At 70.3% G+C, this 25,172-nt stretch carries 23 protein-coding genes and 1 pseudogene; 13 read left to right on the forward strand and 11 right to left on the reverse strand.

Going from position 1 to position 25,172, the window contains the following annotated elements:
* Positions 1–4: 4 nt before the first annotated feature.
* The 3 genes from atpD (at position 5) to AB0O34_RS09325 (ending at position 2,304) form a co-directional block, all read left to right on the forward strand.
* On the forward strand, positions 5–1,432 hold the full coding sequence (gene atpD / locus AB0O34_RS09315; protein ID WP_363914395.1) for a F0F1 ATP synthase subunit beta: 1,428 nt from the start codon (positions 5–7) through the stop codon (positions 1,430–1,432).
* 52 nt (positions 1,433–1,484) lie between these two features.
* Complete coding sequence (locus AB0O34_RS09320; RefSeq protein WP_363914397.1) at positions 1,485–1,886, forward strand: F0F1 ATP synthase subunit epsilon; 402 nt, start codon at positions 1,485–1,487, stop codon at positions 1,884–1,886.
* 61 nt (positions 1,887–1,947) lie between these two features.
* Positions 1,948–2,304, forward strand: a complete 357-nt coding sequence (locus AB0O34_RS09325) for a DUF2550 domain-containing protein (protein WP_363914399.1) — start codon at positions 1,948–1,950, stop codon at positions 2,302–2,304.
* Positions 2,305–2,332: 28 nt separating this feature from the next.
* Here the strand turns inward: AB0O34_RS09325 and AB0O34_RS09330 are convergent, their stop codons facing one another.
* Positions 2,333–2,923: a cob(I)yrinic acid a,c-diamide adenosyltransferase gene (locus tag AB0O34_RS09330; RefSeq protein ID WP_363914401.1), complete on the reverse strand. Its 591-nt coding sequence runs from the start codon at positions 2,921–2,923 to the stop codon at positions 2,333–2,335.
* 128 nt (positions 2,924–3,051) lie between these two features.
* Here AB0O34_RS09330 and AB0O34_RS09335 point away from each other — a divergent pair, with 128 nt between their 5' ends.
* A complete protein-coding gene (locus AB0O34_RS09335; RefSeq protein WP_363914403.1) occupies positions 3,052–3,369 on the forward strand; it encodes an STAS domain-containing protein in 318 nt (105 codons plus the stop codon).
* A 59-nt stretch (positions 3,370–3,428) separates the two neighbouring features.
* Here AB0O34_RS09335 and AB0O34_RS09340 read toward each other — a convergent pair whose 3' ends face one another.
* The 3 genes from AB0O34_RS09340 to AB0O34_RS09350 all read right to left on the reverse strand — a co-directional run bounded on the left by AB0O34_RS09340 (position 3,429) and on the right by AB0O34_RS09350 (position 7,048).
* Positions 3,429–4,037, reverse strand: a complete 609-nt coding sequence (locus AB0O34_RS09340; protein WP_363914405.1) for a TetR/AcrR family transcriptional regulator — start codon at positions 4,035–4,037, stop codon at positions 3,429–3,431.
* Between the two features lie 80 nt (positions 4,038–4,117).
* On the reverse strand, positions 4,118–5,605 hold the full coding sequence (locus AB0O34_RS09345) for an aldehyde dehydrogenase family protein (RefSeq protein WP_363914407.1): 1,488 nt from the start codon (positions 5,603–5,605) through the stop codon (positions 4,118–4,120).
* Between the two features lie 147 nt (positions 5,606–5,752).
* Positions 5,753–7,048, reverse strand: coding sequence for a glycosyltransferase family 4 protein (locus AB0O34_RS09350; protein WP_363914409.1), 1,296 nt, complete (start codon positions 7,046–7,048; stop codon positions 5,753–5,755).
* Positions 7,049–7,243: 195 nt separating this feature from the next.
* Between AB0O34_RS09350 and AB0O34_RS09355 the strand changes: the two genes are divergently transcribed.
* Together AB0O34_RS09355 and AB0O34_RS09360 are read left to right on the forward strand one after the other, a co-directional pair.
* Positions 7,244–7,447 (forward strand): hypothetical protein, encoded by a 204-nt coding sequence (locus AB0O34_RS09355; RefSeq protein WP_363914411.1) that lies wholly within the window; start codon positions 7,244–7,246, stop codon positions 7,445–7,447.
* Positions 7,448–7,483: 36 nt separating this feature from the next.
* Positions 7,484–7,801: a DUF4865 family protein gene (locus AB0O34_RS09360; RefSeq protein ID WP_363914515.1), complete on the forward strand. Its 318-nt coding sequence runs from the start codon at positions 7,484–7,486 to the stop codon at positions 7,799–7,801.
* Here the strand turns inward: AB0O34_RS09360 and nucS are convergent.
* The 3 genes and pseudogenes from nucS to AB0O34_RS09375 form a co-directional block, all read right to left on the reverse strand.
* Entirely contained in the window at positions 7,698–8,357 is a 660-nt protein-coding gene (gene nucS / locus AB0O34_RS09365; protein ID WP_363914413.1) for an endonuclease NucS, read from the reverse strand. The genes AB0O34_RS09360 and nucS overlap by 104 nt on opposite strands.
* A 719-nt stretch (positions 8,358–9,076) precedes the next feature.
* On the reverse strand, positions 9,077–10,660 hold the full coding sequence (locus tag AB0O34_RS09370) for a recombinase family protein (RefSeq protein ID WP_363914517.1): 1,584 nt from the start codon (positions 10,658–10,660) through the stop codon (positions 9,077–9,079).
* 67 nt (positions 10,661–10,727) lie between these two features.
* Positions 10,728–10,832: pseudogene (locus tag AB0O34_RS09375) on the reverse strand (endonuclease); the annotation flags it as partial.
* Between AB0O34_RS09375 and AB0O34_RS09380 the strand changes: the two are divergent.
* The 4 genes from AB0O34_RS09380 to AB0O34_RS09395 all read left to right on the forward strand — a co-directional run bounded on the left by AB0O34_RS09380 (position 10,831) and on the right by AB0O34_RS09395 (position 14,371).
* Positions 10,831–12,444, forward strand: coding sequence for a 3-hydroxybutyryl-CoA dehydrogenase (locus AB0O34_RS09380; RefSeq protein WP_363914415.1), 1,614 nt, complete (start codon positions 10,831–10,833; stop codon positions 12,442–12,444). The pseudogene AB0O34_RS09375 and the gene AB0O34_RS09380 sit on opposite strands and share 2 nt — an antisense overlap.
* A gap of 126 nt (positions 12,445–12,570) precedes the next feature.
* Entirely contained in the window at positions 12,571–12,801 is a 231-nt protein-coding gene (locus AB0O34_RS09385) for an ATP/GTP-binding protein (protein WP_363914417.1), read from the forward strand.
* A gap of 52 nt (positions 12,802–12,853) precedes the next feature.
* Positions 12,854–13,558 (forward strand): alpha/beta hydrolase, encoded by a 705-nt coding sequence (locus AB0O34_RS09390; RefSeq protein ID WP_363914419.1) that lies wholly within the window; start codon positions 12,854–12,856, stop codon positions 13,556–13,558.
* A gap of 54 nt (positions 13,559–13,612) precedes the next feature.
* The gene (locus AB0O34_RS09395; RefSeq protein WP_363914421.1) at positions 13,613–14,371 is read left to right on the forward strand and encodes an SDR family NAD(P)-dependent oxidoreductase; all 759 of its coding nucleotides are present in this window, start codon (positions 13,613–13,615) and stop codon (positions 14,369–14,371) included.
* 1 nt (position 14,372) lies between these two features.
* Here AB0O34_RS09395 and AB0O34_RS09400 read toward each other — a convergent pair whose 3' ends face one another.
* From AB0O34_RS09400 to mce, 3 genes are all read right to left on the reverse strand, one after another.
* Complete coding sequence (locus tag AB0O34_RS09400) at positions 14,373–15,734, reverse strand: AI-2E family transporter (protein WP_363914423.1); 1,362 nt, start codon at positions 15,732–15,734, stop codon at positions 14,373–14,375.
* Between the two features lie 195 nt (positions 15,735–15,929).
* Complete coding sequence (locus AB0O34_RS09405; protein ID WP_363914425.1) at positions 15,930–17,222, reverse strand: DivIVA domain-containing protein; 1,293 nt, start codon at positions 17,220–17,222, stop codon at positions 15,930–15,932.
* Positions 17,223–17,498: 276 nt separating this feature from the next.
* A complete protein-coding gene (gene mce / locus AB0O34_RS09410; protein WP_363914427.1) occupies positions 17,499–17,927 on the reverse strand; it encodes a methylmalonyl-CoA epimerase in 429 nt (142 codons plus the stop codon).
* 154 nt (positions 17,928–18,081) lie between these two features.
* On the opposite strand from mce, the gene AB0O34_RS09415 reads away from it, so the two are divergent.
* From AB0O34_RS09415 to AB0O34_RS09425, 3 genes are all read left to right on the forward strand, one after another.
* Positions 18,082–19,269, forward strand: a complete 1,188-nt coding sequence (locus tag AB0O34_RS09415; protein ID WP_363914519.1) for an acetyl-CoA C-acetyltransferase — start codon at positions 18,082–18,084, stop codon at positions 19,267–19,269.
* Between the two features lie 91 nt (positions 19,270–19,360).
* Positions 19,361–21,622, forward strand: coding sequence for a CHAT domain-containing protein (locus AB0O34_RS09420; RefSeq protein ID WP_363914429.1), 2,262 nt, complete (start codon positions 19,361–19,363; stop codon positions 21,620–21,622).
* Between the two features lie 20 nt (positions 21,623–21,642).
* On the forward strand, positions 21,643–22,854 hold the full coding sequence (locus AB0O34_RS09425) for a hypothetical protein (protein ID WP_363914431.1): 1,212 nt from the start codon (positions 21,643–21,645) through the stop codon (positions 22,852–22,854).
* Here the strand turns inward: AB0O34_RS09425 and AB0O34_RS09430 are convergent.
* On the reverse strand, positions 22,839–25,121 hold the full coding sequence (locus tag AB0O34_RS09430) for a M48 family metalloprotease (protein ID WP_363914433.1): 2,283 nt from the start codon (positions 25,119–25,121) through the stop codon (positions 22,839–22,841). The two genes, AB0O34_RS09425 and AB0O34_RS09430, sit on opposite strands and share 16 nt — an antisense overlap.
* Between the last annotated feature and the right edge of the window lie 51 nt (positions 25,122–25,172).

The following is a 25,172-nucleotide window of genomic DNA, read 5'->3' on the forward strand; positions in this document are numbered from 1 at the left end:
CACAATGACTGTTGAGACCGTCGCGACCGCCGTAGGTCGTGTGGCCCGCGTCACGGGTCCCGTCGTCGACGTGGAGTTCCCCGTCGAGGCGATGCCGGAAATCTACAACGCCCTCACCACCGAGGTCACCCTCGGCGAGGAGACCAAGCTGCTGACCCTGGAGGTCGCCCAGCACCTGGGTGACAACCTGGCCCGCGCCATCTCCATGCAGCCCACCGACGGCCTCGTGCGCGGCGCCGTCGTGAACGACACCGGCGGCCCCATCTCGGTGCCCGTCGGCGACGTCGTCAAGGGCCACGTGTGGAACACCCTCGGCGAGGCGCTGGACACCCCCACCTCCTCGCTCCAGATCACCGAGCGCTGGGGCATCCACCGTCCCTCGCCGCCGTTCGACCAGCTCGAGTCGCGCACCGAGATGCTGCCCACCGGCATCAAGGTCATCGACCTGCTCACCCCGTACGTCAAGGGTGGCAAGATCGGCCTGTTCGGCGGCGCGGGTGTCGGCAAGACCGTCCTCATCCAGGAGATGATCCGCCGGGTCGCGCTGAAGTTCTCCGGTACGTCGGTGTTCGCCGGCGTCGGCGAGCGCACCCGTGAGGGCAACGACCTCTGGCTGGAGATGGAGGAGGCGGACGTCCTCAAGGACACCGCCCTGGTGTTCGGCCAGATGGACGAGCCCCCGGGCACCCGTCTGCGGGTCGCGCTCTCCGCGCTGACCATGGCGGAGTACTTCCGTGACGAGCAGGGGCAGGACGTGCTGCTGTTCATCGACAACATCTTCCGCTTCACCCAGGCCGGTTCCGAGGTGTCCACCCTGCTCGGCCGTATGCCGTCCGCGGTGGGTTACCAGCCGACCCTGGCCGACGAGATGGGCGTTCTCCAGGAGCGCATCACCTCGACCCGCGGTCACTCGATCACCTCGATGCAGGCGATCTACGTCCCCGCGGACGACATCACCGACCCGGCCCCGCACAACGCGTTCGCGCACCTCGACGCGCAGACCGTTCTCTCGCGGCCGATCTCGGAGAAGGGCATCTACCCCGCGGTGGACCCGCTCGACTCCAGCTCCCGGATCCTCGACCCGCAGATCGTCGGCGAGGAGCACTACCGGGTGGCCCAGGAGACCAAGCGGATCCTGCAGAAGTACCGCGAACTGCAGGACATCATCGCGATCCTCGGCATCGACGAGCTCTCGGAAGAGGACAAGGTCGTCGTCCAGCGGGCTCGCCGCATCGAGCGCTTCCTGTCCCACCCGATGTACGCCGCCGAGGCGTTCACCGGCCAGCCGGGAGAGTTCGTGCCGGTCGAGGAGACCATCCGCTCCTTCAAGGGCCTGTGCGAGGGCGAGTACGACCACCTGCCCGAGCAGGCGTTCTTCATGGTCGGCGGCATCGACCAGGCCATCGCCAAGGCGAAGGAACTGGCCCGCTGACAACTGGGTGCCGGTACGGCCCCGCCGTACCGGCATTCGAGGAAGGTTTGTGATGGCAAAGCTCCGCATCGGCGTCGTGTCGCCGGAACGCGAGATCTGGTCCGGCGAGGCCGACATGGTGATTGCCAAGACCGTGGACGGTGAGATCGGTATTATGCCGAATCATGCGCCCGTGCTGGGTGTCCTCGTAGAGGGCGGTGTCCTCCGCGTGAAGCGCGCAGAGGGTGGCGACATCGTCGCCGCCGTCCACGGCGGGTTCATCTCGGTGGCCAACAACGATGTGTCGGTTCTGGCCGAGACCGCCGAGCTCGGGTCCGAGGTCGACGTGGCCGCGGCTCGTGACGCTCTGCAGCGTGCTCTCGCGTCCGTCGACGCCGACGGCGAGGACACCGACGCCCAGCTCGAGGCCAAGCGTGCCAGGGCCCGGCTGCGTGCTGCCGGCGAAGAGGTCTGACCGACAACGAACATGAAAGTGGGGGGCGACGATGGCGGCGCTTGACATTCTGATAAGCGTTGTGGCGATCGCCGTCCTCCTGGTTCTCCGCGGGCTCGTGCTCGCACGATCCCGGGGGAACGTCGTATGTAGTCTCCGCACGGGAGACCGCGCCTGGAAAAGTGGGGTGGCCCGCTACGCGGGCGGAGAGCTCCACTGGATTCCGTTTCTTGGACTGCGACTGAGGCCGCGCCACGCTATCGCGAGGCGCGGCCTCACCGTTTCCACCCGTCGTCCCCTCGTCGGCGAGGAGGGCCCCGCGGGCTACTGGACCGTCGACTGCGCGGGCGTCTCGCTCGCCATGAGCGAGGACGCCCTCACCGGCTTCCTCGCGTGGGTCGAGTCGGCTCCTCCCAGCGCCCACCTCGACGCGGCGTAGTCGTGTCTCCGCTCGGCGGGTTGAGTGACTAGCGGGTGCCCCCGGGCTTCCAGAGCAGCTCCTGGCCGTTCGCGGCGGTACGGCAGATGATGAACATCAGGTCGCTCAGGCGGTTGAGATACTTCGCGGTGAGCGGGTTCACGTCGTCATGGGTCTCCACCGCCGACCAGGTGGTGCGTTCGGCACGCCGTACGGTCGTGCGGGCCACGTGCAGGAACGCCGGGCCGGGCGCGCCGCCGGGGAGGATGAAGCTGCGCAGCGGCTTCAGCTCCTCGTTGAACCGGTCGCACTGCGACTCCAGCCACTCGATGTAGGACGGCTCCACCCGCAGCGGGGGAAACTCGGGATTCTCCGTCACGGGCGTGCACAGGTCGGCTCCGACATCGAACAGCTCGTTCTGCACCCGGGCCAGCACCTCGGAGATCTCGGGGGACAGGGCGCCCAGCGCCATGGCCACGCCGATGGCGGCGTTCGCCTCCTCGACGTCGGCGTACGCGGCGAGCCGGGGATCGGTCTTCCGTGTGCGGCTCATGTCTCCGAGCGTCGTGGTGCCGTCGTCGCCGGTGCGGGTGTAGATCTTGGAGAGCACCACCGGCTTCTCGTTGTCAGCTCGTGTCATGCCGCCCAGCGTAACGGCCGCCGGGAGACCGCCTCTGCCCGGTTTCCGGCAGATGGCGGCATAGGTCGCGGAGGGGTGGGCAGGCTTCTTACGCGGCCTGTCAAGGTCGCCGGACGTGAGGAGGCGGCATGCCACGCCGGAGTGGTCCGGGATACCAGGTGGTCAGCGTCGGGTCGCGTCTCGACGTGGGCACGGTCGCGAGGCTGCGTCCGCGCCTGCACGACGCGGTCGACTCCGGCGACGGTGACATGATCGTCGATATGTCCGACTTAGAGATGATCGACGCCACCGGTCTCGGCGTGCTCGTCGGCACGCATCACCGCGCGCTTCGCGCGGAACGCCGCCTCGTCCTGCGGGCGGTGCCCCCGCGCGTCATGCGGCTGCTCGCCGTCACCCGGTTGCACCGGGTGCTCACGGTGGAGCTTCCGGCCGCCGCCGTGGCCTGATCGCGGCCTGTGGCCCGGTCACCGGTGGGGCTCAGGGGCCTGGTGAGGGCACTGGGTGATCAGGTGCCGAAGGAGCGCCGGAAGATGTGGACGGCCGTCTCGATGAGGTGTTCCAGGGGCGGCGGGGTGGTAGCCAGAACCCACTCGATCAGTAGCTCCTGGATCGCGCCCACCATTCCGAGGGCGAGCAGGTGCGTCCTCTCCGGCAGGCCGCCCGGCAGGTCTCCCAGGGTCTCCTCGATCATCTGGGTGAAGTCGGTGACCGCGCGCTGCCGGTGGGCGGTGAGGATGTCGCCGGCCCGCCGTACCTCCAGGTGCATGATCCGGGCACGCCGCGCGTCGCGGGTGACGAAGGTGATGTACTCGCCGATTCCGGCCTGGATCCTGCTGTCGGGGTCGGGAGGCGCGTCCCCGATGGCCTTGGCGACCGACAGGAGGGTCTCGCCGACGCAGCGGTCGTAGACCGCCCGCATCAGGTCCTCACGCCCGGTGAAACATTCATAGAAGGCACGGTTCGAGATGCGTGCGGCCGCGCACAATCGTTCGATCGTGGTCGCGGTGAAACCCGCGCCGGCGAACAGCGTGTACGCGGCGGTCAGCAACCGCTCCCTGCGGTCGGCTAATCGCTGCTCCGCCGTCATTCCCCGGTAGTCGCGTCCCGTCGCCACTGCACACCTCGCGTCCTGCTGGCCCCGTAGGAACCCATCATTATGGACGCAAGATCGTTTTTCGGGAAGTATCGGGACAACTAGCTCTTGCGCCCGCCGTGCAGGAAGGTGACCACCTTCACGAGTCGGTCCAGGTCAGCGGGGGTGCGGCTGAAGGACGTCAGATTCATTCCTGGTATGGCGAAACGCTGCCTGGAGATCGCCTTCGGGCGTGCGAACTCGCGCAGCCCGTCCGCGCCGTGAATGCGCCCGAACCCCGACTCGCCCACCCCGCCGAACGGCAGCGAGGGCACGCCGGCGAAGGAGATGACGGAGTTGATCGCCGTCATGCCCGTGAGCATCGCACGGGCGAGCTCCATGGCCCTGCGCGTGTTGCCCGAGAAGATGGTGCCGCCGAGGCCGTAGGCGACGGCGTTGGCCTTCTCCAGCGCCTCCTCCACCGTGGCGACCTTCCGCACGGTGATCGTGGGCCCGAAGGTCTCCTCGCGCACCGCGCTGGACTCCTCGGGGACGTCGGTGAGCACCACGGGGTCGACGTACGGGGGCCTGACGGACTCCGCGCCGCCCACCACGGCCTTCGCGCCCTTGGCGAGGGCGTCGTCGACGTGCCGCCGGATGATGTCCGTCTGGGCGGGCATGGTGATCGGCCCGTAGTCGGCCCCGCCGCGTACGGCTCGCGCCCGCTCGGTGAGCTCACGAAGGAAGTCGTCGTAGACCCGCTCCACCACGTAAACACGCTCGACGCCCACGCAGGTCTGGCCGGCGTTGGACATCGCGCCCCAGACCGCCGCGTCGGCCGCGGCGGCGAGGTCGGCGTCCACGTCGACGATCAGCGCGTCCTTGCCGCCGCACTCGGCCACGATCGGCGTCAGGTTGGCCGCGCAGGCGGCCATTACCCGCTTGGCCGTGGCGGTCGAGCCCGTGAAGGCGATCTTACGGACGCCAGGGTGCGCGGCGAGCGCGGCCCCGGTCTCGCCGAGGCCGGTGACCACCTGGAACACCTGGCGCTCGGGGACGCTCTGCGCGAACAGCTCGGCCAGCAGCGCGCCGACCCCGGGAGTGAGCTCGCTGGGCTTGAAGACCACGGCGTTCCCGGCGGCCAGCGCGTACGCGATCGAGCCCATCGGGGTGAAGACGGGGTAGTTCCACGGCCCGATCACGCCGACGACGCCCAGCGGCAGGTACTCCAGGGTAGCCGCGAGGTTGATCCCGATCATGCCCGTCGCGACCCGGCGCGGTCCGAGGACCTTGCGCGCCTTGCGGGCGGCCCAGTCGAGGTGGGTGATGGCGAGCACCGTCTCCAGGGTCGCGTCGCCGATCGGCTTGCCCGTCTCCTCGTGGATCAGGGCGGCGACGCGGGTGAGGTTCTGGGTGAGGACGGCCTTGAAGTCGAGCAGCCGCCGCTTGCGCCGCTCGAACCCGAGGCCCGCCCACCACCTGGCCGCCTCCCCGGCGCTCTCCACGGCCGCCCGCACGGCTTCTGCGTCGTGGATGGGATGGGTGCCCACGACGGCCCCCGAGGCGGGGTTCACGGAGTCGAACGTGCGCTGCTCGGTAGCCGTTGACATGGCGTCTCCTTCTCGGGCCCTTGCGGCCACGCTCGCCCCCCGGATCAGGGCTCCCGGACCGCGCTGCTCCCCGCCCAGGGGATCTGGGGCCACCATAGCCCCATCGTTGCGGGGCAAACCATCTCTCGCGCCCTTGCGCCCCCGCCGCTACGCGGGAGTGCCGAGGGAGCGGTCCGGGGGACTCGGCGGTCGCGTCCCGGATTCGTCGAGGTCCGCCAGCAGGGCCGCCCACTGGGCGCCGATGACGTCGAGGCCGTAGTTCGCGGCGGTGCCCACGGCGTTCGCGCCGAGCGTGCGGCGGAGCTCCTCGTCCTCGATCAGGCGGCAGATGCCGCTCGCGAGCGCGGCGGCCTTCTTCGAGCGGACGAGCAGGCCGTCGTGCTCGTTGGTGATGATCTCCTTCGGGCCGTGCGGGCAGTCGAAGCTGACCACCGGCACCCCCTTGCTCATCGCCTCGAGGATCGTCATGCCGAACCCCTCGTAGCGCGAGCTGACGGCGTAGATCGACGACTTGGCCAGCTCGGCGCCGATCTCCGGCGTGCTGCCCATCAGGAAGACCTTGTCCGACAGCCCGGCGTCGTCGATCCGGGTCTGGAGCTTCTCCTCACGCTCGGGCGTGCCGCCTCCGTAGATGCGCAGCACCCAGTCGGGGTGCGCCTTCGCCACGGTCTTCCAGGCGTTGACCAGCCGGTCGAACCCCTTGGCCCAGACGATGCGGCCGATGCCGACGACGACCTTCTCCTCCAGCGACGAGACGTCGCCCCCGAGGTCGGGAATGGCGTTGGGGATGCGCAGCAGGCGCTTGGGCGGGTGGGACTTCAGCATCTTGCTGTACTGCTTCAGGTCCGCCTGGGTGAGCGTGGTGAAGGCGTCGAGCCTGCCGTACCGCCTCTTGATCTGGGCCTGGAGGGCCGGCCCGTGGGACTCCAGGGTGACGTGCTCCTGGCCGATGGTGAGTACCTCGGGCGGCGCGAACAGGCTCACGACGAGGTTGAACCCCGGACGCGTCCCGATGACCACGCCCCCTTTGAGTGATCGGAGGAAGCGGACCAGCCTCAGGTCGGTCAGCAGGCTCATGCTGAGATACGCCTTCTCCTCCTGCGGGACCAGCCTGCTGGGGCGGCGGGAGAGGAACTCCGCGATCCGGCCGCGCGGGACGGTCCTGTCGTCCAGGAAGGACACCTTCACTCCGGGAGGCAGTTCGAAGAACGGCTCCTCGGCCGTGCGGATCAGGCTGACGATCTCCACCTCACGGTCCCGCGACAGATAGGAGGCGAGGTTGAGCACTGTGCGGATCGTGCCCCCCATGCCGTAGGCGTGCAGCAGCAGGATCCGGACGGTCCCCGTACCACGTGCCGGCGCCTTCCGCGCCCTCCTCCTGTTGAGCGCTTCGAGCAGCCCCAGGGCCGCGCGGGCGAAAGCCTGCCGTCCCCTCGCTAACACGCTAAACACTCCTTGCCTGGTGAAGTCATGGTTATGCCCCCTCGTAGTGTCATATGCCATGCATCGCCGGGAGCATGCCTAATCCGAGGTGAGAGTAGTAAGTCCCGTCACCTCGGCAGGTAAGAATTCGGTTAGAGCGCCCCTTACCCAGCCCCCGCTCATGATCTAGACGATCGGCGGCACCTCAAACGTTGCATGGGTTTTCCACAAGTTCGCCGAGTAGTCGGGCAACTACCCGTCAGGGGGCTCTCCGCCGGGCTCGTGCCCGCGGAGACGGCGACGACCATCGTGGCGGTGCTGCAGGGCGGGTACCTGCTGGCGCGGGCCGCCGGCTCGGCGGAGCCGTTCGACCAGGCGATCAGAGGCGTGCTCGCGCTGCTCACCTCCCAGGCTCGCTGAAAGCCGATGATCCGACCGGAGGTTCTCATGCATGCCATGCAGTACGAGATAACGCTGCCCGCGGATTATGACATGGCCATAATCCGTCACCGCGTAGCCACAAAAGGGACGGCTCTCGACGGGTTTCGCGGACTCGGACTGAAGGCGTACGCCATTCGCCAGCGAGGCTTCGGCGGCTCGCCGGTCAACCAGTACGTCCCGTCTTATCTGGCGCCCGCTCGGAGAGCCGCCCGGACCGTGAGCGCCGCGGTCAGAAGAGCGTGTCGGTGCGCTCGATGCCGCGGAGGGCGTCGTAGTCGAGGGTCACGCACCCGATGCCGCGATCGGTGGCGAGCACCCGCGCCTGCGGCCTGATCTCCTGGGCCGCGAAGATGCCCTTGACCGGCGCGAGCAGCGTGTCGCGGTTGAGCAGCTCCAGGTAGCGCGTGAGCTGCTCGACCCCGTCGATGTCGCCGCGTCGCTTGATCTCGATGGCGACGGTGCCGCCGAGGTGGTCGCGGCAGAGGATGTCGACCGGGCCGATCGCCGTGGGGTACTCCCTGCGGATCAGGCTCCAGCCGTCGCCGAGGGTGTGGATGTGCTCCGCCAGAAGCTCCTGCAGGTGGGCCTCGACGCCGTCCTTCTGCAGCCCGGGGTCGACCCCGAGCTCGTGCGAGGAGTCGTGGAGGATCTCCTCCATCGTCAGGATGAGCTTCTCGCCCGTCTTGCCATGCGTGACGGTCCAGGTGCCTTCTTCCTCGCGCACCTTGCACGGTGGGTTCATCCAGTTGAGCGGCTTGAAGGCCCGGTCGTCCGCATGGATGGACACCGAACCGTCCGCTTTCAAGATCACCAAACGGATTCCTGAGGGCAAATGCGCTGACAGGCGGCCTACATAGTCCACGGTGCAGCGGGCGACGACGAGACGCATCGGGCCAGCCTAGCTGTCGCCTCCGGGGGGCGGGGCTACAAGAGGTTGACAGTAGGTTGGCAACAGGCCGCCCGGACTGCCAGCGTGAGAGATCTGACATTCGCTGCGCCCCAGTCATTGCAACACCCTAAGGTTCCGCGAAAAAGAACCGTGGGCCCATTCTCTGGGGCCCTGCCGGCTCTAGCTACTTGCTCCCGAAAAAGGGTCGTCGAAGCTTTGGGCAGGGGGCTGATGGTCGGCCTGTTGTCAACGGCCAAGTGCGTGTGGGTCTGGCCCACTTTTGCATGGCCACGGACACCTGTGGGGCGGGGGGCTGCTTGCCGATCCGATTTACACTCTCCAGTCGGTTCCTCGTTTGCGGATTCTCCGAACTAACGATCTTTGTTGCGCGGGTAACCGTTCACGGGTGCGCGCGTCCATGAGTGCCTTGCGGCGTCGCACTGTTTTGCGGTTGCCGATTCTCGTCCTGGCGGATAGGGCAGGGCGCGACCCACGGAGCCCAGCGGGCTAGGCGTGCGCCCGCCGTCGGCGACGGCCCGCCCGCACGCACGGCGCAGCCGGGCGGTCGTCCGCATCCCGGCACTGACGGTTATGGGGCGGACTTTCCCGGAGTGGTCCGGGCAAGAAAGAGGGAGGCGCACCGGCCTCCCTCCCTCTCATAAAGTCTTATAGTGCTGACTTTTCCGGATCGGTCCTACAGCCCTTCCCGCAAGTCCGCCTCACGCGCCCTGCGTTCTGCCATGGCTTCGGCTGAGGTCGGACGCCTCCATGAAGCCGGGCTCCACAGCGTCAGAGAGGGCGTTGATGATGCGCTGCTGGAGGTCTTCCGGAAGGAACAGATCCATGGCCGGTGCCTTCGGGCTGCCTCCCACGTACAGCCGGACTCCGGTCTTCCGTAGAAGCTCGCAGCGGGTCTTCCAGTCGGGGGTACGCTCCCAGAACTGACGGAAGGTCTGTCCGGTGCCGGACTCCTCCCACCGCGACGGGATGACGGGCAGGGCCTCAAGCTCGGCCAGGGCCGTCTCGTGGTCCTCCATCGCCTTGATGACCGCGTTCGCTCCAGCGGTCCCAGGCTTCATGTGGACGAGGTTGCCTGCCAGGTTGTCCAGGGCCTCTCGGAGTTCCTTGATTTCGGAGGACCAGTCGGAGCCTGGCACGTAGGTCTTGGTGGTGATCTCCAGATCACCGGCTAGGCCGAGGAAAGCTTCCTCCAGATGGATCTCCAGGACATCCCGCTCCCACGATTTGACGTACTGGCATTTGGTGCCGACCCGGACCGTCTTGCACAGGTGGTAGGAGTAGTGCCTTGCCGAGCCATCGGCGAGTGTCCGGGTGGCCGAGTTCGAGTAGAGCATCTGGCCGCACGGGCAGTAGACGATGCCGACCATGGGTGAGGTCTCGCGGGTAAGGTTTTTGTACGCCTTGCCGCGATGGTCCAGCACCTCCTGGAGCTTGTCGAACTCCTCGCGGGTGAGTATCGGTTCGGCCCACTGCACGGGCAGACCGTGCTTCTTTAGAACCTCGCCCCTGTGGATCGCGTAGCCCATGAGGGAAGCCTTCGACATGACCGCCTTGAGCGCGGAGGTCGACCACTTGGTTCCCAGCACCTTGCTGACGGCTCCCTCGCGGCCTTCGAGGGCGTTGACGTGTCGCTGGTAGTCGAGGGTGGTCAAGATGCCGCGAGCGTTCCAGTCCTTGACGATGCTGCCCATCGACTGGCCCTTGTTCACCAGGCGGTCGTAGGTTTCCCGCACGAGAGGGCCGGTGATGGGGTCAACGTCGAGCCTCCACCGCATCTCGCCCTTGTGCTCCACGCGGACCGCCCGGTAACCGAAGGGCCACGTGCCACCCGACCAGAGCTGTTCTTCCCGGTACCAGCCAAGCTGGTTGAGCTTCTTCTCCTGGACGGCCTTCCGGTAGTTGGCTGCCTGTGTCGCCTTGATGTTGGCGATCATTCGGCCGTTGGGGGTGGACAGGTCGAAGCCGGGGTCATCGAGGATGATGACCGTCTTGTTGTTCTCCATCACCCAGCCGACAAAGGCGGCCCAGTGCAGGTCGTCGCGGGTGATCCGGTCCTGGCTCGTGACCATCATGCAGTCCCACTCGTAGACCAGTGGCTCGCGTAGCCACTTGCCGAGTGATGGCCGCTTGTCCAAGTTGACCGCGCCGGAAACGGTGGCGTCCTCCACCCAGCCGGCCAGCGTGTGGCGGTCCTTCCGGATGGCCGCTGCTAGCTGAACCTCCTGGCGCTCAAGCGCCGACGACTGCTCTGTGTCCCTGCTGATCCGCTTGACTGCCAGCACACGCAAGGCATGTCTCCCTAGTGCTCGTGGGGTAACCCAGAGTAAAAGGAAGTTTGGACTACTGCAAAACCGAACCGTCCACCTTGATGAGGATCAATCGGGGCGCCATCGGGAGGTGCGCCGTCAGTCGTCCCACGTAATCCACGCTGCATCGCGCGATGACCAGCCGCATGACCGCCAACCCTACCGCCCGCCCCGGCCCGGCCGGGGCGGTCTTCGAAGGCGGCCGGGAGGTCGCCTGGGGGCGTTTTGGGATGACGGCGACCCCTCTGGGAGACTGGCCGACAACGGACAGGGAGGGCAGGATGGCACGCGCGTTCGAGACCGTCGGAGTCGTCGGGCTCGGCACCATGGGTGCCGGGATCGCCGAGGTGTTCGCCCGCGCCGGGCTGAGCGTCATCGGCGTGGAGGTCGACGCCGCGGCGCTGGAGCGCGGCCGGGGGCACATCCGCAGGTCCACCGACAGGGCGGTGAGCCGGGGCAAGCTCACCGAGGCCGAGCGCGAGGAGATCGTCGGCCGGGTGACCTTCACCGGCTCCCTGGACGACCTGGGCGGCGCCGACCTGGTGGTCGAGGCGATCCCCGAGGTCATGGACTACAAGCGCGCCCTCTTCGCCGACCTCGACCGCATCTGCGGGCCCGGCGCCGTGCTCGCGACGAACACCTCGTCCCTCTCGGTCACCGCGATCGCCGCCACGACCTCCCGCCCCGGGCGGGTCATCGGCATGCACTTCTTCAACCCCGCCCCCGTGATGAAGCTCGTCGAGGTTGTGCACACGGTGGTCACCGACGACGGGCTCGCGGACGACATCGCCGCGCTCGCCCGGCGCCTCGGCAAGACCCCGGTGACCGTGGGCGACCGGGCGGGGTTCGTGGTCAACCGGCTGCTCCTCGGCTACCTCAACCACGCCGCGACGCTGCTGGAGCGCCGCGTGGCATCTCAGGAGGACATCGACACCGCGATGAAGCTGGGCGCCGGCCTTCCCATGGGCCCGTTCGCGCTGCTCGACCTCATCGGCCTGGACACCTCGCACGAGGTCTGCGAGGTGCTCTTCCAGGAGAGCCGCGACCGCGTTCACGCGCCGGCGCCCATCCTGCGGGAGCTGGTCACCGCCGGGCTGCTCGGGCGCAAGTCCGGGCGGGGCTTCCACGACTACGAGGGGGCCGGGCGGGCGCGCACCGCCTCGGAGTTCCCGCCCAAGATGGGCGTGGCGTCGGTCCACGTCATGGGCGAGGGCGCCGAGGGGCTGTCGGCCAAGCTCACCGCCGCCGGGTTCAAGCCGGGTGACGCGCAGGACGCCGACGTGGTGATCGCGCTGTCCCGCACCCCCGTGGTCGAGCACGCCACACGGCTCCCGCGCCCCGAGCGCCTGGTCGGGCTCCACCTGGTGGGCGGCGAGGTGGCCGAGCTGGTGTCGACGGCGCTCACCTCGCCCGAAGTGGCCCTGGCGGCATATGACCTCGTCAAGGTGCTCGGGCTGACGCCGGTGCCGTGCGCCGACCGCGCCGGGTTCGTGGTCGACGCGCTGCTGTATCCCTATCTGAACGACGCCGTGCGCATGTACGACTCCGGGTACGCCTCGATCGAGGACATCGACACCGCGATGCGGCTCGGCTGCGGCTACCCCGCCGGGCCGTTCGAGACGCTGGACGCCATCGGGCTCGCCACCGTGCGCGACGGCCTGCGCGCCCTCTACGCCGAGTACCGCGAACCGTCCTTCGCGCCCGCTCCGCTGCTCGACCGCCTGGTGACCGCCGGGGTGACGGGCATCCGGGGCCGGTGACGGAAGAACACCGTCGACATCGACGTTTGTGACGTTATGAGCCCCCGCCGAGCCCGCCGTGTCGACCCTTCAGGCAAGGGCCGGCCGGGTGATCCCATTCGTCCGCTGGACGGCGTTCTGCGCGGGATGGAACGGGTAGAGGACTGGCCGGACGGCGAGTGGAAGGTGCGGAGGGTGTCGGGCGCGGGCGCGGACAAGATGTACAGGTGCCCAGGCTGCGACCACGAGATCCGGCCGGGCCTGCCGCACGTCGTCAGCTGGCCCAACTGGACCGGTGGCGAGGATGAGCGCCGCCACTGGCACACCGCCTGCTGGAGCAAGCGCGTCGAGCGCGGCCCCGGCCGCTCCCGCTACTGAACGGCTCACGCCCGAACCGCTCACGAAAGACCGCGACTTTGAGGAGCCGGCATTGGAGATTCGCTCGTCGACGGTTCTGCCCGCCGTACGGGAGGACATCGAGCTGCACACCGCCGACGGGCTGACGCTCGTCGGTGAGCTGGCGCTCCCTCCGGAGGGGCGCCCGGTGGCCACGCTGATCTGCCTGCACCCGCTTCCGACGGCCGAGGGCATGATGGACAGCCACGTGCTGCGCAAGGCCGCCTACCGGCTGCCCGCCCTCGCCGGCATCGCGGTGCTGCGCTTCAACACCCGGGGCACCGCCTCCGATCGGGGCAAGTCAGAAGGGGCCTTCGACGACGGCGAGGCGGAGCGGTTCGACGTGGCGGCGGCGCTGGAGTACGCCGAGTTCAACGACCTGCCGAACCCCTGGCTGCTCGGGTGGTCGTTCGGCACCGAGCTGGCGCTGAAGTGGGGGCACGACCCGCTCGTCCAGGGCGCGATCCTGCTGTCGCCACCCCTCAACCGGGCCGGGGACGCCGACCTGGACGCCTGGGCGGAGTTCGGGCGGCCGCTGGTCGCGCTGGTGCCGGAGTTCGACGACTACCTCAGGCCCGAGGAGGCGCGGCAGCGCTTCGCCAGGGTCCCGCAGGCCGAGGTGGTGGGCGTCGACAACGCCAAGCACCTGTGGGTCGGCGAGCCCTACGTGCGCATCGTGCTGAATGAGATCGTCAGGCGGGTCAACCCGGCGGCCTGTCCCTTGCCCACCGAGGTGTGACGCCGCGCCGCGCGGACCCATAGAATCTTGTTCGGTTCTAGCGAGGAGGCTGCCGTGCAGGCGTTTGATCTTTCCGGGCGGAACGCGCTCGTCACCGGTGCGTCACGAGGCATCGGGCGGGCGATCGCCCTGGCCTACGCTGAGGCCGGCGCCGACGTCGCGCTGGTCGCGCGGTCGCCCGAGACCCTGGCCGAGGTGGCCAAGGAGGTCGAGGCCCTCGGGCGCCGGGCGTACGCCATCCCCTGCGATCTCGTCGAAAGGGACGCGGCGGGCGCGGCCGTACGGGAGGCGATCGAGAGCATGGGCCACCTCGACATCGTCGTGAACAACGCGGGCGGCTCCAACTTCATCGTCCCCTTCAAGGACCTGCGGCTGTCCGGGTGGGACAAGCTCATGAAGCTCAACCTCGACTCGGCGATGGCGGTGTGCCACGCCGTCGCGCCGCACCTGCTGGAGCGCGGGTCCGGTTCGGTGATCAACATCGCGTCCGTCGCCGCCCTGGGCGCCCCCTTCATGGCCCCGTACGCCGCGGCCAAGGCCGGCCTGGTCGCCCTCACCAAGACCCTCGCCCTTGAGTGGGCGGGCAACGGCGTCCGCGTCAACGCCCTGTGCCCCGGCTGGACCGCGACCGACCTCAACCGCAGCCTCTGGGAGGACGAGAACGCCAGCCGGGCCACCATCTCGTCGGTGCCCATGGGCCGCTGGGGCACCCCCGAGGAGATGGCCCACCCGGCGGTCTTCCTGGCCAGCACGGCTTCCGCCTACATGACCGGCCAGGTGCTGTTCATCGACGGAGGCGTCACCGCCACCTGATCTAGAGCCGGGCCTGCCGGGGGAGGACCACCTCGCGGACGATGAGCGCCACGGCGGCGGCCACCGGGATGGCCAGCAGCGCGCCCACGGCTCCAAGCAGCGCGCCGCCGAACAGGGCGGCGATCACCGACACCGCCGGGGCGACGTCCACCGACCTGCTCATCACGCGCGGGTAGATCACGTAGTTCTCGACCTGCTGGTAGACCACGAAGAAGATGACGCAGGCGATGCCGAGGGTTCCCGACTGGAGGAACCCGACGGCGGACACCAGGACCGCGCCGACCGTCGCGCCCACCAGCGGGATCAGGTCGGTGACCGCCACGACCAGCGCCAGCGCCAGCGCGTACTTGGCTCCGGCGATCGTCAGGAACAGCCAGGACAGGCCGCCCGCGATCACCGAGATCAGCACGTTGCCCGCCACGTAGCCGCCGATGCCGGAGAGGATCTCGTCGCCCATGGCCCGCGTGCGGGGACGGCGGCTGGCGGGCACCAGCAGGAGCAGGTACTCCTTGATCACCGGAAGCGATCCGAGGAAGTAGAGCGTCAGCACCAGCAAGGTGAACCCGGAGAAGAACGCGTCGAGCACGACCGCCCCCGCGCCCAGGATGCCTCCGGCCACGGTCGCGCCGAGGCCGCCGCTGGTGATGTAGGTCTGAATGTTTGCGAGGATCTTGTAGTCGGTGTCCAGCTGCTTGATCGTGGGGTTCGCCATCAGGGACTGGACGTAGCCGGGCACGGCGCTGACGAAGTCGCTGGACTCCTGGCTGACCGGCGGCACGATCGCGAGCCCGAACAGCACGAAGAACGCGATCACGCCCAGGAACACGATTGAGATGGCCCAGCGCCGGTTCATCCCGCGTCTCTGGAGGGCCTCCACGACGGGGTTGAGCCCGACCGCGAGGAACGCGGCCACCACGATCAGCACGATCACACTGCGGGAGCTGATCAGAGCCTGGGCCAGCGCCCACGCCGTGAGCACGCCGAGCGCCGCCGTCAGGCCCCACAGGAACGGCCCACGGGCCAGCGGCTTGCCCGGCACGCCGTACGGCAGCGCGGCGTCCTCACCGTCGTCGGCCGAGCCGTCCAGGCTACTCGGGGCCGGCATGGCGGAGGAGCCGGACGCCCTTCTGGCTTGAGAGCCCTGCCTGGACGCGGCCCGCGAATCCGGCCTCGGCGTGGCCTCGGAGCCCGGCTCAGGCGTGGCCCGGGAGCCTCGGCTGGGTGCGGCCGTCCGGGACGGGTAGGGCACGCCCGCCGCGGCGGGCAGGATGTCGGTCGCCTCGGCCGCGTCCGCATAGGTGGCGCGCGTGGCTCCCGGCCTCCCAGGGATATCGGGTACCGCGTCCGTCGCGCGATCGGGCACGTCTGCTCCTCGGCATCAGGGGGTGAGAGGTGAGGTGGTGACGGCGGGAGGGCATGCCCCTGAGGGGCCACCATGGGCCCTCTGCGTGCCGTACGGGGGTGGAACAGTGCGGACAACAGAGGAGAGCCTAGCGACCATGGTGATCGCCAGGCTCTCCCGGTAGCCGTCCCTAACGCCCCTGAAGTGGTGAGGTGCCTACTCCTGCCACCACTCGGACTCGTCCTCAGCCGACGCGGGGGCCCGCTGCGGGGCCGGTGCGGGGCTGGGCTTCTCGGCCGCGGCGGGCGTGGCCGCGAGGGCGGGCTTCGGCGGCGCCGCCGCGACCGCCGGGGCCTCGTCCATGCCCGGCAGCGCCGCGCCACCGAGCAGCTGGCGCAGCTGCGCGAGGTGGCTCGTGATGCTGTCGCGCTGGCGGGTCAGCTCGTCGACCTGGCGCTGGGCGACGGTCCTGTTGCGCTCGGCCTCGGACTTGGCGTCCGACACGATCGACTCGGCGCTGGACTTGGCCTCGGCGACCAGCTGGTCGGCGTTCTTGCGGGCGTTCGCGAGCAGCTGCTTGGCGTGGGTGTCCGCCTCGCGACGGCTCTGCTCGGCCTGCTGGGTGGCCTTGGTGGCCCGCTGCTCGGCGGTCGCGGCGCGCTGCTCGGCCTCGGCCACGAGCTTCTGCGTCGCGGCCTGGGCGGTGGCGTGGCGCTCGGACTCCTGGCGCTCGGCCTCCTCGCGGCGGGCGGCCAGCTGGATCTCAAACTCGGCCTCGTCCTGGGCGCGCTTGGCCTCGGACTCCTCAAGGACGCGCTGGGCCTGGGCCCGCATCTCGTCGGCCTGGCGCTTGGCGGTGGTCAGCACCTCGTCGCGCTCGCGCTTGGTGGAGGCGCGGAGCTGGGCCACCTCACGCTCGGTGGTGGTGCGCAGCTTGGCGATCTCACGCTCGGCGTCCGCACGCTTCTCGGCGACCTCGTGGTCGGCCGTGGCCCGGAGCTTGGAGACCTCGCGCTCGGTGGTGGAGGTCAGCTCGTCGGCCTCGCGCTTGGCGGTCGAGCGGATCTCCTCGGCCTCCCGCTCGGCCATGGTGCGCATCTCGTCGGTCTCGCGGGTGGCGAGCGCCCGCTTCTCGGCCGCCTCGTTCTCGGCGGCCGCCCGCACGTCCGCCGCGTCCACCTTCGCCGCGGCCTTTATCTCGTTGGCCTCGGACCTGGCGGCCTGCACCAGCTCGGTGGCCTGCTCCTCCGCCAGACGCAGCAACTGCTCAATGCGGGCACCTAGCCCGGAGTAGGTCGGGCGCTCCTGCTCCTGCAGTTGGCGCTGCGAGTCGGAAAGCTCCCGCTGCAACGCGGAGAGCTGCTCACGGGTCTGACGCAGGTCGGTGTCGAGCTGCTTCAAGTGGTCGTGAACCTGGTGCCGGTCGTAGCCACGGAGAACCACGTCGAATTCCCGCGTGGGGGCGTCTTCAAAGAAATTGTTCAGCTGGGCGTCGATGTCGGACTGCATGAGGCTCGATCCTGGGTTGTCGAGACGGCTACACGGGCCGGACGGGGGGGCGGACATCCGAGGCGGGGACCCGCTTCCAACGGTCGCGCTCGCTCGGGCACTCGCTAGCAGGGGTGGACTCTCGCTCACCCCTGGATCCATGTGCTCGGCTCGCCCGTCCATGGCGGGATCCACGTCCGGATGGTAGGCCAGCGTACTCCGGTGTTGCCGAATTGGAGGTCCCGTCCGACTTTCTGCGCGACTTGTTACGAATAAGCCATTGTTGAGTTTCGTCAGCTACGAGTGGCGCATGGGGGACTCCACCAGCTCTGTCAAGACTCCTCCCACGTCTTTCGGATGAAGAAACGCGATTGAGGTGCCCATTGCTCCGTGGCGGGGGTGTTTGTCGATCAATCGCACCCCCGTGCCGCCGATCTGTTCGATCGCCTCGGTGACATCCGTCACCCCGTAGGCGACGTGGTGGAGGCCCTCCCCCCGTTTGGCGAGGAACTTCCCCACCGGGCTGTCGGAGCTGAGCGGCTCCAGCAGCTGGATGTAGGAGCCGCCTCCCTCGCCGTCCGCCACGTGCAGCATGGCTTCTTTCACCCCCTGCTCCTGGTTGACCTCCCGGCTGACGACGGTCACGCCGAAGGTCGCCTCGTAGAACGCGATCTTCTCCTCAAGATTCTCGCAGGCGATGCCCACATGGTCGATTCTCAGCAGCATTGCGTGTCCTCCCTGCGCGTACGGCGGCCACCGCCGGCCCACTCCCGGGTGACCTCTCTGAGGGCGAGTGGTCCGTCGTAGGTATGGTGGCAAAGTCGCCGAAGACCCCATCATGGAGGCCCTGGTGTCCAGTTCTCCCGCCACCCCGTCCGGCATGTCGCGTTCCGTCATCGTGGCCGGGGCCCGCACGCCCATCGGCCGTTTGCTCGGCTCGCTGTCGGACCTGTCCGCCGTCGAGCTCGGCGGGCTCGCGATCAAGGCGGCCCTGGAGCGCTCCGGCGTGGCGCCCGAGCTCGTCCAGTACGTGATCATGGGTCAGGTGATCCAGGCGGGCGCCGGCCAGATCCCGTCGCGGCAGGCCGCGGTGAAGGCGGGCATCCCGATGAGCGTGCCGTCGCTCACCATCAACAAGGTCTGCCTGTCGGGCCTCGACGCCATCGCCCTGGCAGACCAGCTGATCCGCGCCGGCGAGTTCGACATCGTGGTCGCGGGCGGCATGGAGTCGATGACCAACGCCCCCCACCTGCTGCCCGGGCTGCGCAAGGGCGTGAAGTTCGGCGGGGCCGACATCCTCGACTCGATGGCCTTCGACGGGCTCACCGACGTGTTCGACCAGGTGTCGATGGGCGAGTCCACCGAGCGGCACAACACCCGCCTCGGCCTTGGGAGGGCGGAGCAGGACGCCTTCTCCGCCCGCTCGCACCAGCTCGCCGCCGCCGCGGTCAAGGACGGCAGGTTCGACGACGAGATCGTCCCGGTGTCGCTTCCGCAGCGCAAGGGCGACCCCATCGTGTTCTCCGCCGACGAGGGCATCCGTGGCGACACCACCGTGGAGACGCTGAGCAGGTTGCGGCCGGCCTTCGCCAAGGACGGCACGATCACGGCGGGGTCGTCGTCCCAGATCTCCGACGGCGCCTGCGCGGTCGTGGTCATGTCCAGGGCCAAGGCCGAGGAGGTGGGCCTCACCTGGCTCGCCGAGATTGGGGCGCACGGCAACGTGGCGGGCCCGGACAACTCCCTGCAGTCCCAGCCTGCCAACGCCATCCTCCAGGCCCTCGGCAAGCAGGGCATGGGCGTGGAGGACCTCGACCTGGTCGAGATCAACGAGGCGTTCGCGGCGGTCGTGCTCCAGTCGTCCAAGGAGCTCGGGGTGCCGCAGGACAAGGTCAACGTCAACGGCGGGGGCATCGCGCTCGGCCATCCCATCGGCGTCTCGGGCGCGCGGATCGTGCTGACGCTGGCCCACGAGCTCCGCCGCCGGGGCGGCGGCGTCGGCGCGGCGGGCCTGTGCGGCGGCGGCGGCCAGGGCGACGCCCTGATCATCACCGTTCCCTCGTCCTGATCCGAGCCGGTACGTCCCCGCCGGAGGTTCTGGCGGTGATGGGCGGAACTCCCTAGCATCGTTCATCGTGGCGGAACGGCCGGATGACCGCGTGTGGCGGCGATTCACGGGCACGGCCTCGCCTCTGATCGACGGGGAGCCCTGCCCGGATGTCGGCGTATCCGTCGAGTGGGGCGACTCGCCGCTGTTCCTGCTCTCCTCGCCCGGCCAGGCTCCGGGCGGCCTGCTGTGGGTGGTCACCGGCGACGACGACGCGCGGGTCACGTTCGACGAGGGCGGCGTGACGGTGGCTCTCGGGCCGCTGCACGCCCCCACGTCGCCACCGATCTGGTGGGCGGCCGTCGCGAGCCCGATGGGAGCCCGGTTCGACCTGCCGATCGAGGCCCGCACGGGCACGGCGCGGATGTCCGTACGGGGCGACCTCCTCTCCGGCACCGTGCGGTTCTCCGGGGTGCGGTTCGACGGCGGGCAGGTCCGCTACGAGGCGACGGTCACCGGCCGCCCGGCCGAGGACGCCGGGGTTCCACCGGCGCCGGAGGTGGCCGCGCGGGAGCCGCGCGGCGATCCGTCCTCGCCGATCAACAGGCTCAACGCCCTCTCCAGGCGGATTTCGCGCGACTTCGCCGATGGACACCTAGGCGCGCTGGTCGGCCACCTGCGAGAGGCCGCCGCCCTCCGGCGCGAGCTGAGCGTCGGCGACGCCGTGACCGGGGCGTGGGGCCGTTTCCTGGCCGACGTGCGGGAGTCTCTCGCCCTCGACCGGCAAGTGCTGGCGTCCATCGCGACACTCGGTCACCTCGACGCCCTGATCGCGGCGGCGGACTCGGAGCTCGCGTCCGCCGCCGGGCTGGTCGGCCGCCTGGACCCGGCGCCGCACGGCCTGGCCGAGCTCGCCGCCTGCGTCGCCGAGGCGGCCGATCTGCTGGCCCGTACCCCCGCACGGCTGCGCGAGCTCGCCGACGGGTTCGCGGTGACCGTGGATGACGTCGCCGTGGCGCTGACCGGCGCCGCCGCACGGCTGGAGCACTATCGCGACCACCTCGGCAGGCTCGACCCGGTCGGCCACGCGCGGCGTACCAGGGCGGGCAACATCGAGGCGATGGCGCGGATGGCCCGCTACGTCGAGCAGTGGCGAGCGCGCGTAGGGACCGACTGGGACCGGATCCTGATGATGGAGGAGGCCAAGTCCTTTCTGGGCGGCCTGGTCGGCGTCTTCCTGGAACTCGGTGACGGCGGGGCGGCCTTGGCCGCGTCCGAGATGGCCCGCGCCCGCGCGTTCGCCGACCTGATGAGCGGCCGGCGGCAGGCGCCCGTGCTCACCCCGGCCCGGATGTCCGCGCTGCTTGGGGAGTACGGCGGGCCGGTCGTGGAGTACTTCCTGCACGACGACCGGCTGATCGTCTTCGTGGCCGGCCCGGACGGCGCGATCGAGACGGCCGACCTGCGCGTGGACGGCGGCGCGCTGCTCGGGTGGATCGACGAGCTGCACCGCCATCTCAGGGACGAGGTGGTCGACCGCGCGCGGTCGCGTGAGCTGCTGCGCCTGCTCGGCGGCGTCCTTTGGGATCCGGTGGCCAGGTGGCTGCCCCGCGACCCCGAGACCGCAGTGGCGCTGGTGCCCCACGAGGAGCTGCTGCGCGTGCCGTTCCACGCGCTGGTCGGTGCCGAAGGACGTCACCTCGCCGAGCGCCACACCACGACGGTGCTGCCCGCCGCCTCGATCCTGCCCTCTTTGATGGCCCGGCGTACGAGCGCGCCGGCCGCGCCGCCGAGGTTGTGCGCGCTGGTCGACCCCGAGCCCATGCCCGGCGGGCTGGCGCCGCTGCCGCTCCTGCGCGAGCGCTTCGGCGTGGTCGGCGACCTGTTCACCGGCGCCGAGGTCCACGTGGGCCCCGCCGCGACGCGGAACGCCATGGTCGAGGGCGCGGCCGCACGGCCCTCGGTGCTCTGCCTGGCCACCCACGCCCGAGCACTGCCCGACGATCCCATGGCGTCCTTCGTCGCGCTGGCCTCCGGTGAGCTCAGGGCCGACGCCGTACACGGGCTCGACCTGCCCGCGCGGCTGGTCGTCCTCGCTGCCTGCGAGACCGGCGCGGGACGGGTGACCGGCGACGGGGTCATCGGCCTGAGCCGGGCCTTCCTCGCGGCCGGACCGCTCGCCGTGCTCATGACGCTGTGGCCGGTGCGCGAGCGCGACAGCCTCCGCGTGCTGCGGCGCTTCCACGAGCTGCACCTGAACGGCGGGCTCGGCACCGCCCAGGCCCTGCGGGCGGCGCACTGCTCGCTGCTCGCCGGCCGCTCCGGCGACCCGCAGGGCTGGGCGGCCTTCACGCTGTTCGGCCTGCCCGACTGACCCGTTCTTGGAGGTATCGAGTGATCGACCCCGGCTACGCGATCGAGGCACGAGTCGACCTGGTCGCCGAGGAGACCCTCCAGGGCGCGGGTACGCGGTTCACCCGTGAGGCGGGGGCCGTGCTCGGCCGTCCCATGGTCGTCGCCGTACGGCCCGCAGACCTGCCGCCCGAGGTGGCGGCGGCGCGCGGCGCCGGGGGCTGGTCCTACACGCAGGTGCTGTTCCCCTTCGACCTGGAGGAGGCGGCTCCCGGACTCGGCTACGTCGAGGCCGTCTTCGAGGTCGCCCTGGACGACCGTGACGTGGTCGCGCGGCAGCTCACCGCCGTCCGCTACGACGACCCCTCGGCTCTCGGCGCCCTGACCACGTTCGGGGACGGCCGAGGCGACTTCCGCTGGCGGATCCGCCCCCAGCCCGGCGCGTCCCTCGTCGAGGGGAGCCGGGTGGCCAGAGTGCTGCTGGAGGTGCCCCGGGGCACCACGTCGCTCACCGGGACGATCGGGGTGTCGGCGAGGCTCGCCGACACCGAGCTGGGCGTCGACGTTCCCGTCACGACCCAGGAGCCCGTGCCGTTCGTGCTCAGCCTGCCGGACGACACGTTCTCCGCGCCCTCCCCGCCGGGTCCTGTGGCCCGCGAGGAGCCCGTGCGCCACGGTGCCAGGCGCATGTGCGTCACGGTCGACGTCGAGGGATACAGCAAACGCGACGCGACCGAGCAGGGGAGGGTGCAGGCCGTCCTGGTGCGGGTGCTCGACCTGGCCCTGTCCGCCGCGCAGGTCGCCGCGTGCGAGTACGACCGCCAGGCGCAGGGCGACGGCCACCTGATCGTCATGCCCCCGGGCATCGACGAGCCGAGGGTGATCCGCCGCTGCCTGCGCGAGCTGGCGAGCGAGCTGGCCGAGGCCAACCGCCATGTGCGGCCCGAGTACGCGGTGCGGGTGCGTGTCGCGCTGGACGAGGACATGGTCTACCCGGAGGTCAACGGGTTCGGCGGCGACGGCGTGGTACGGGCGCACCGGCTGCGCGACTGCGCGGAGGCCAAGGCGGCCCTGGCAGGCGCTCCGGGCCACCACATCGTGATCGTCTCGGAAGGGCTCTACCTCAGCTCGGTGAGGACGGCCTTCTCGGGCGACCCCGGCTGGCGCTTCGAGCGGACCGTCGCCAGGGTCCCCGACAAGGACTTCTCCGAACCCTGCTGGATCCACGTGCCGGTGGGTCAGGGAGCGGTGTAGACGTCCAGCGGGGCGGTGAGCGTCAGGGTGGGGGCCGACATGAGGGCGGTGAGGTCCGAGGCGTCCACCTTGGGAGCCCACTCGGCGTTCATGACGGCCGGTCTCCGGCCGAGGTCCACGTCACCGCCGATCTCGGTGGTCACGGTCGTGCCCCGCAGGTCCAGCTGGACGGCCAGCCAGAAGGTGACTCTGTTCCCCTCCCGTAGCCACTGGCCCGCGCCCGGCCTCAGGTCTGGACGGCTCGCCACGGTGGAGAAGGACAGCCGCCCGTCCTTCTCGGCCCGCCAGACGCCGCTTCCGAGCCAGCCGGCGGCAATGCCCTTCCACTCGGATGACCCCGACTGCTGGGTGAGCGGGGTGAAGGCGGTGATCCGCATCTCGACGGGGAGCGGCCGGTCGCCCCACGGGCGGTCGTCGACCAGGCCGGTCCGTTCGGGTGCCGGTGCCGCCGCCGTGGGGAGGGGGGTGCTCGTGGCGGCGGGGACGGCCCCCGCGACCGTCCCCGTCGTCAGGCCCCCCGTGACCAGGGCCCCCGGGATGAGAGCCGACAGCAGATAGGGCGCGAAGCGTTGCCGTACGGCGCGCACGGACGTCCACACGCGCATCCACAGCGGCGCGAGAAGCGGCCAGTTGACCAGCAACACGATCATCTCGAACAGCGTCGCCCGCGCGGATGCCAGATCGGCCCGCAGGTCGCGCGCCACCATGCCGAGCGCGTCGCCGAACGAGTAGCCGGTCAGCAGGTACGCGAGCAGCTCGAAGACCGCTATGGCGCCGACCCGCACGACGACCGCCGCCGGCCACAGGGCGGCGAGGACGGCCGTGCCGCCCGGGCGTGGGACGGTGGCCCACAGCCGCAGCCGGAGGGGCGGGTGGGTGAGCCCGTCCAGGAGCCTTCCTGTCAGGCGCCGGCTCCGGACAGGGCCGAGGGCGCGGCGCAGCGCGTCCGGTCCCGCCTCGTGCAGCGCGAAACGGTCGGCGCTGAGCTCGGCGACCCAGAGACCCGCCACCGGCAGGATCAGCCCGATCGGGATCGCGGCCGCGTCGTGGAGCAGGGACGCGAGCAACGCGGACCTCTCCGACGCCCCGGCGAGCAGCGAGAACGCGAACACCACCACCACCAGGGCGAGGAGGATCAGGCTCCACACCCTGACGAACCACCCGAACGGGCCGGCGAGGCCGACGATCAGATGGTCGCCCTGCCGCAGGTGGGCGACCTCATGGAGCAGCACGGCCTGAGCCGCCTCCCGATCGTCATGCCACAGGCGCAGTAAGGGGGGATAGACGGCGATACGCGCCTCCCGCCAGCCGGTGGGGTACACGCGGGCCATCCGATCGTGGCGCTCGCCGAGCCGCAGCTCGATCGCGGAGGCGTACCGCCGTACGAACGCGGACATCTCCTCGATCACCGGATCGCCGCTCGGCTCCAGGTGGTGCCGCCGCTCGGCCCAGCGCCCGCGCGCGCCGGGGAACAGGACGCCCGCGATGCCGGCGAGCAGGAGAGCGGCGGGGAAGAACTCCAGCAGGCCCGCGCCTGTGAGGAGGGCGACGGCCGCCTGCCGCGCACCGGAGGCCAGGGCCCCGGCCAGCGCGGTCATGCCGCCGGCGTCGGCCTGGAAGCTCTCCACGAGCCCCGGTACAGATGGGGCGGTGACTCCGAGGAAATAGAACCAGAGCCAGGGAGGCAGCATCCATCCGGTGGTGTCGCCACCGATGGCGGGCAGGTGCTCGGACGGCGGGTCGCCGCGCAGTGGCCCGGCGGGAGGGCTGCCCGCGAGCGCACGGAGGAACACCTCGATCTCGGGCACGTCGCGATCCTGCTGGAAGACCAGCTTGAGCGTGTCGTAGGTGAGCTCCCGCGCCCGGTCGGGGGCGACCCCGTGGGCGCGAAGGCGGTCGCCGAACGCGCCGATCACCCGATCGAGCTTCGGTTCGGCCGTGCTCTCCTCCTGCGGCGCGCTCCCCGTGATCCCGCGCATGACGAGAAGCGCCAGCAGATCGGCCAGCGGGTGGCCGTAGGCGAGGCCGAGCAGGTGGTCGGCCAGGTAGCGCAGCCCATCCAGGACGACCGGCAGCTCACCCGGTCCGAGGCCCGCGCCGAATCCTCCGGGCTCGGAGCCTTTCGCCGCCCGCAGCAGGTCGCGGCGGCGCCTGCCTCCCGCGATGTAGGCGGCGCCGACCCGCTCGGCGGACGTGGTCTCGGCGGGGGTGACCCGCTGGGCGATGCGCCGCGACCAGACGGCGACGGTGTCCGGGGAGCCTGCCATGTCCGTTACCGGAGGTCGCCCGCGAGGGGCGTGGTCGCCGGGAGGGCATCG

The organism is Sphaerisporangium sp. NPDC088356, from assembly GCF_040685555.1.
Lineage (GTDB): Bacteria > Actinomycetota > Actinomycetes > Streptosporangiales > Streptosporangiaceae > Sphaerisporangium.

Bases quoted from the DNA above. Each gene is read 5' to 3' on its own strand.
- atpD (WP_363914395.1), top strand. From the start codon at position 5: ATGACTGTTGAGACCGTCGCGACCGCCGTAGGTCGTGTGGCCCGCGTC.
- AB0O34_RS09320 (WP_363914397.1), top strand. From the start codon at position 1,485: ATGGCAAAGCTCCGCATCGGCGTCGTGTCGCCGGAACGCGAGATCTGG.
- AB0O34_RS09330 (WP_363914401.1), bottom strand. From the start codon at position 2,923: ATGACACGAGCTGACAACGAGAAGCCGGTGGTGCTCTCCAAGATCTAC.
- AB0O34_RS09335 (WP_363914403.1), top strand. From the start codon at position 3,052: ATGCCACGCCGGAGTGGTCCGGGATACCAGGTGGTCAGCGTCGGGTCG.
- AB0O34_RS09345 (WP_363914407.1), bottom strand. From the start codon at position 5,605: ATGTCAACGGCTACCGAGCAGCGCACGTTCGACTCCGTGAACCCCGCC.
- AB0O34_RS09355 (WP_363914411.1), top strand. From the start codon at position 7,244: ATGGGTTTTCCACAAGTTCGCCGAGTAGTCGGGCAACTACCCGTCAGG.
- AB0O34_RS09360 (WP_363914515.1), top strand. From the start codon at position 7,484: ATGCAGTACGAGATAACGCTGCCCGCGGATTATGACATGGCCATAATC.
- nucS (WP_363914413.1), bottom strand. From the start codon at position 8,357: ATGCGTCTCGTCGTCGCCCGCTGCACCGTGGACTATGTAGGCCGCCTG.
- AB0O34_RS09380 (WP_363914415.1), top strand. From the start codon at position 10,831: ATGACCGCCAACCCTACCGCCCGCCCCGGCCCGGCCGGGGCGGTCTTC.
- AB0O34_RS09385 (WP_363914417.1), top strand. From the start codon at position 12,571: ATGGAACGGGTAGAGGACTGGCCGGACGGCGAGTGGAAGGTGCGGAGG.
- AB0O34_RS09405 (WP_363914425.1), bottom strand. From the start codon at position 17,222: ATGCAGTCCGACATCGACGCCCAGCTGAACAATTTCTTTGAAGACGCC.
- mce (WP_363914427.1), bottom strand. From the start codon at position 17,927: ATGCTGCTGAGAATCGACCATGTGGGCATCGCCTGCGAGAATCTTGAG.
- AB0O34_RS09415 (WP_363914519.1), top strand. From the start codon at position 18,082: ATGTCGCGTTCCGTCATCGTGGCCGGGGCCCGCACGCCCATCGGCCGT.
- AB0O34_RS09430 (WP_363914433.1), bottom strand. From the start codon at position 25,121: ATGGCAGGCTCCCCGGACACCGTCGCCGTCTGGTCGCGGCGCATCGCC.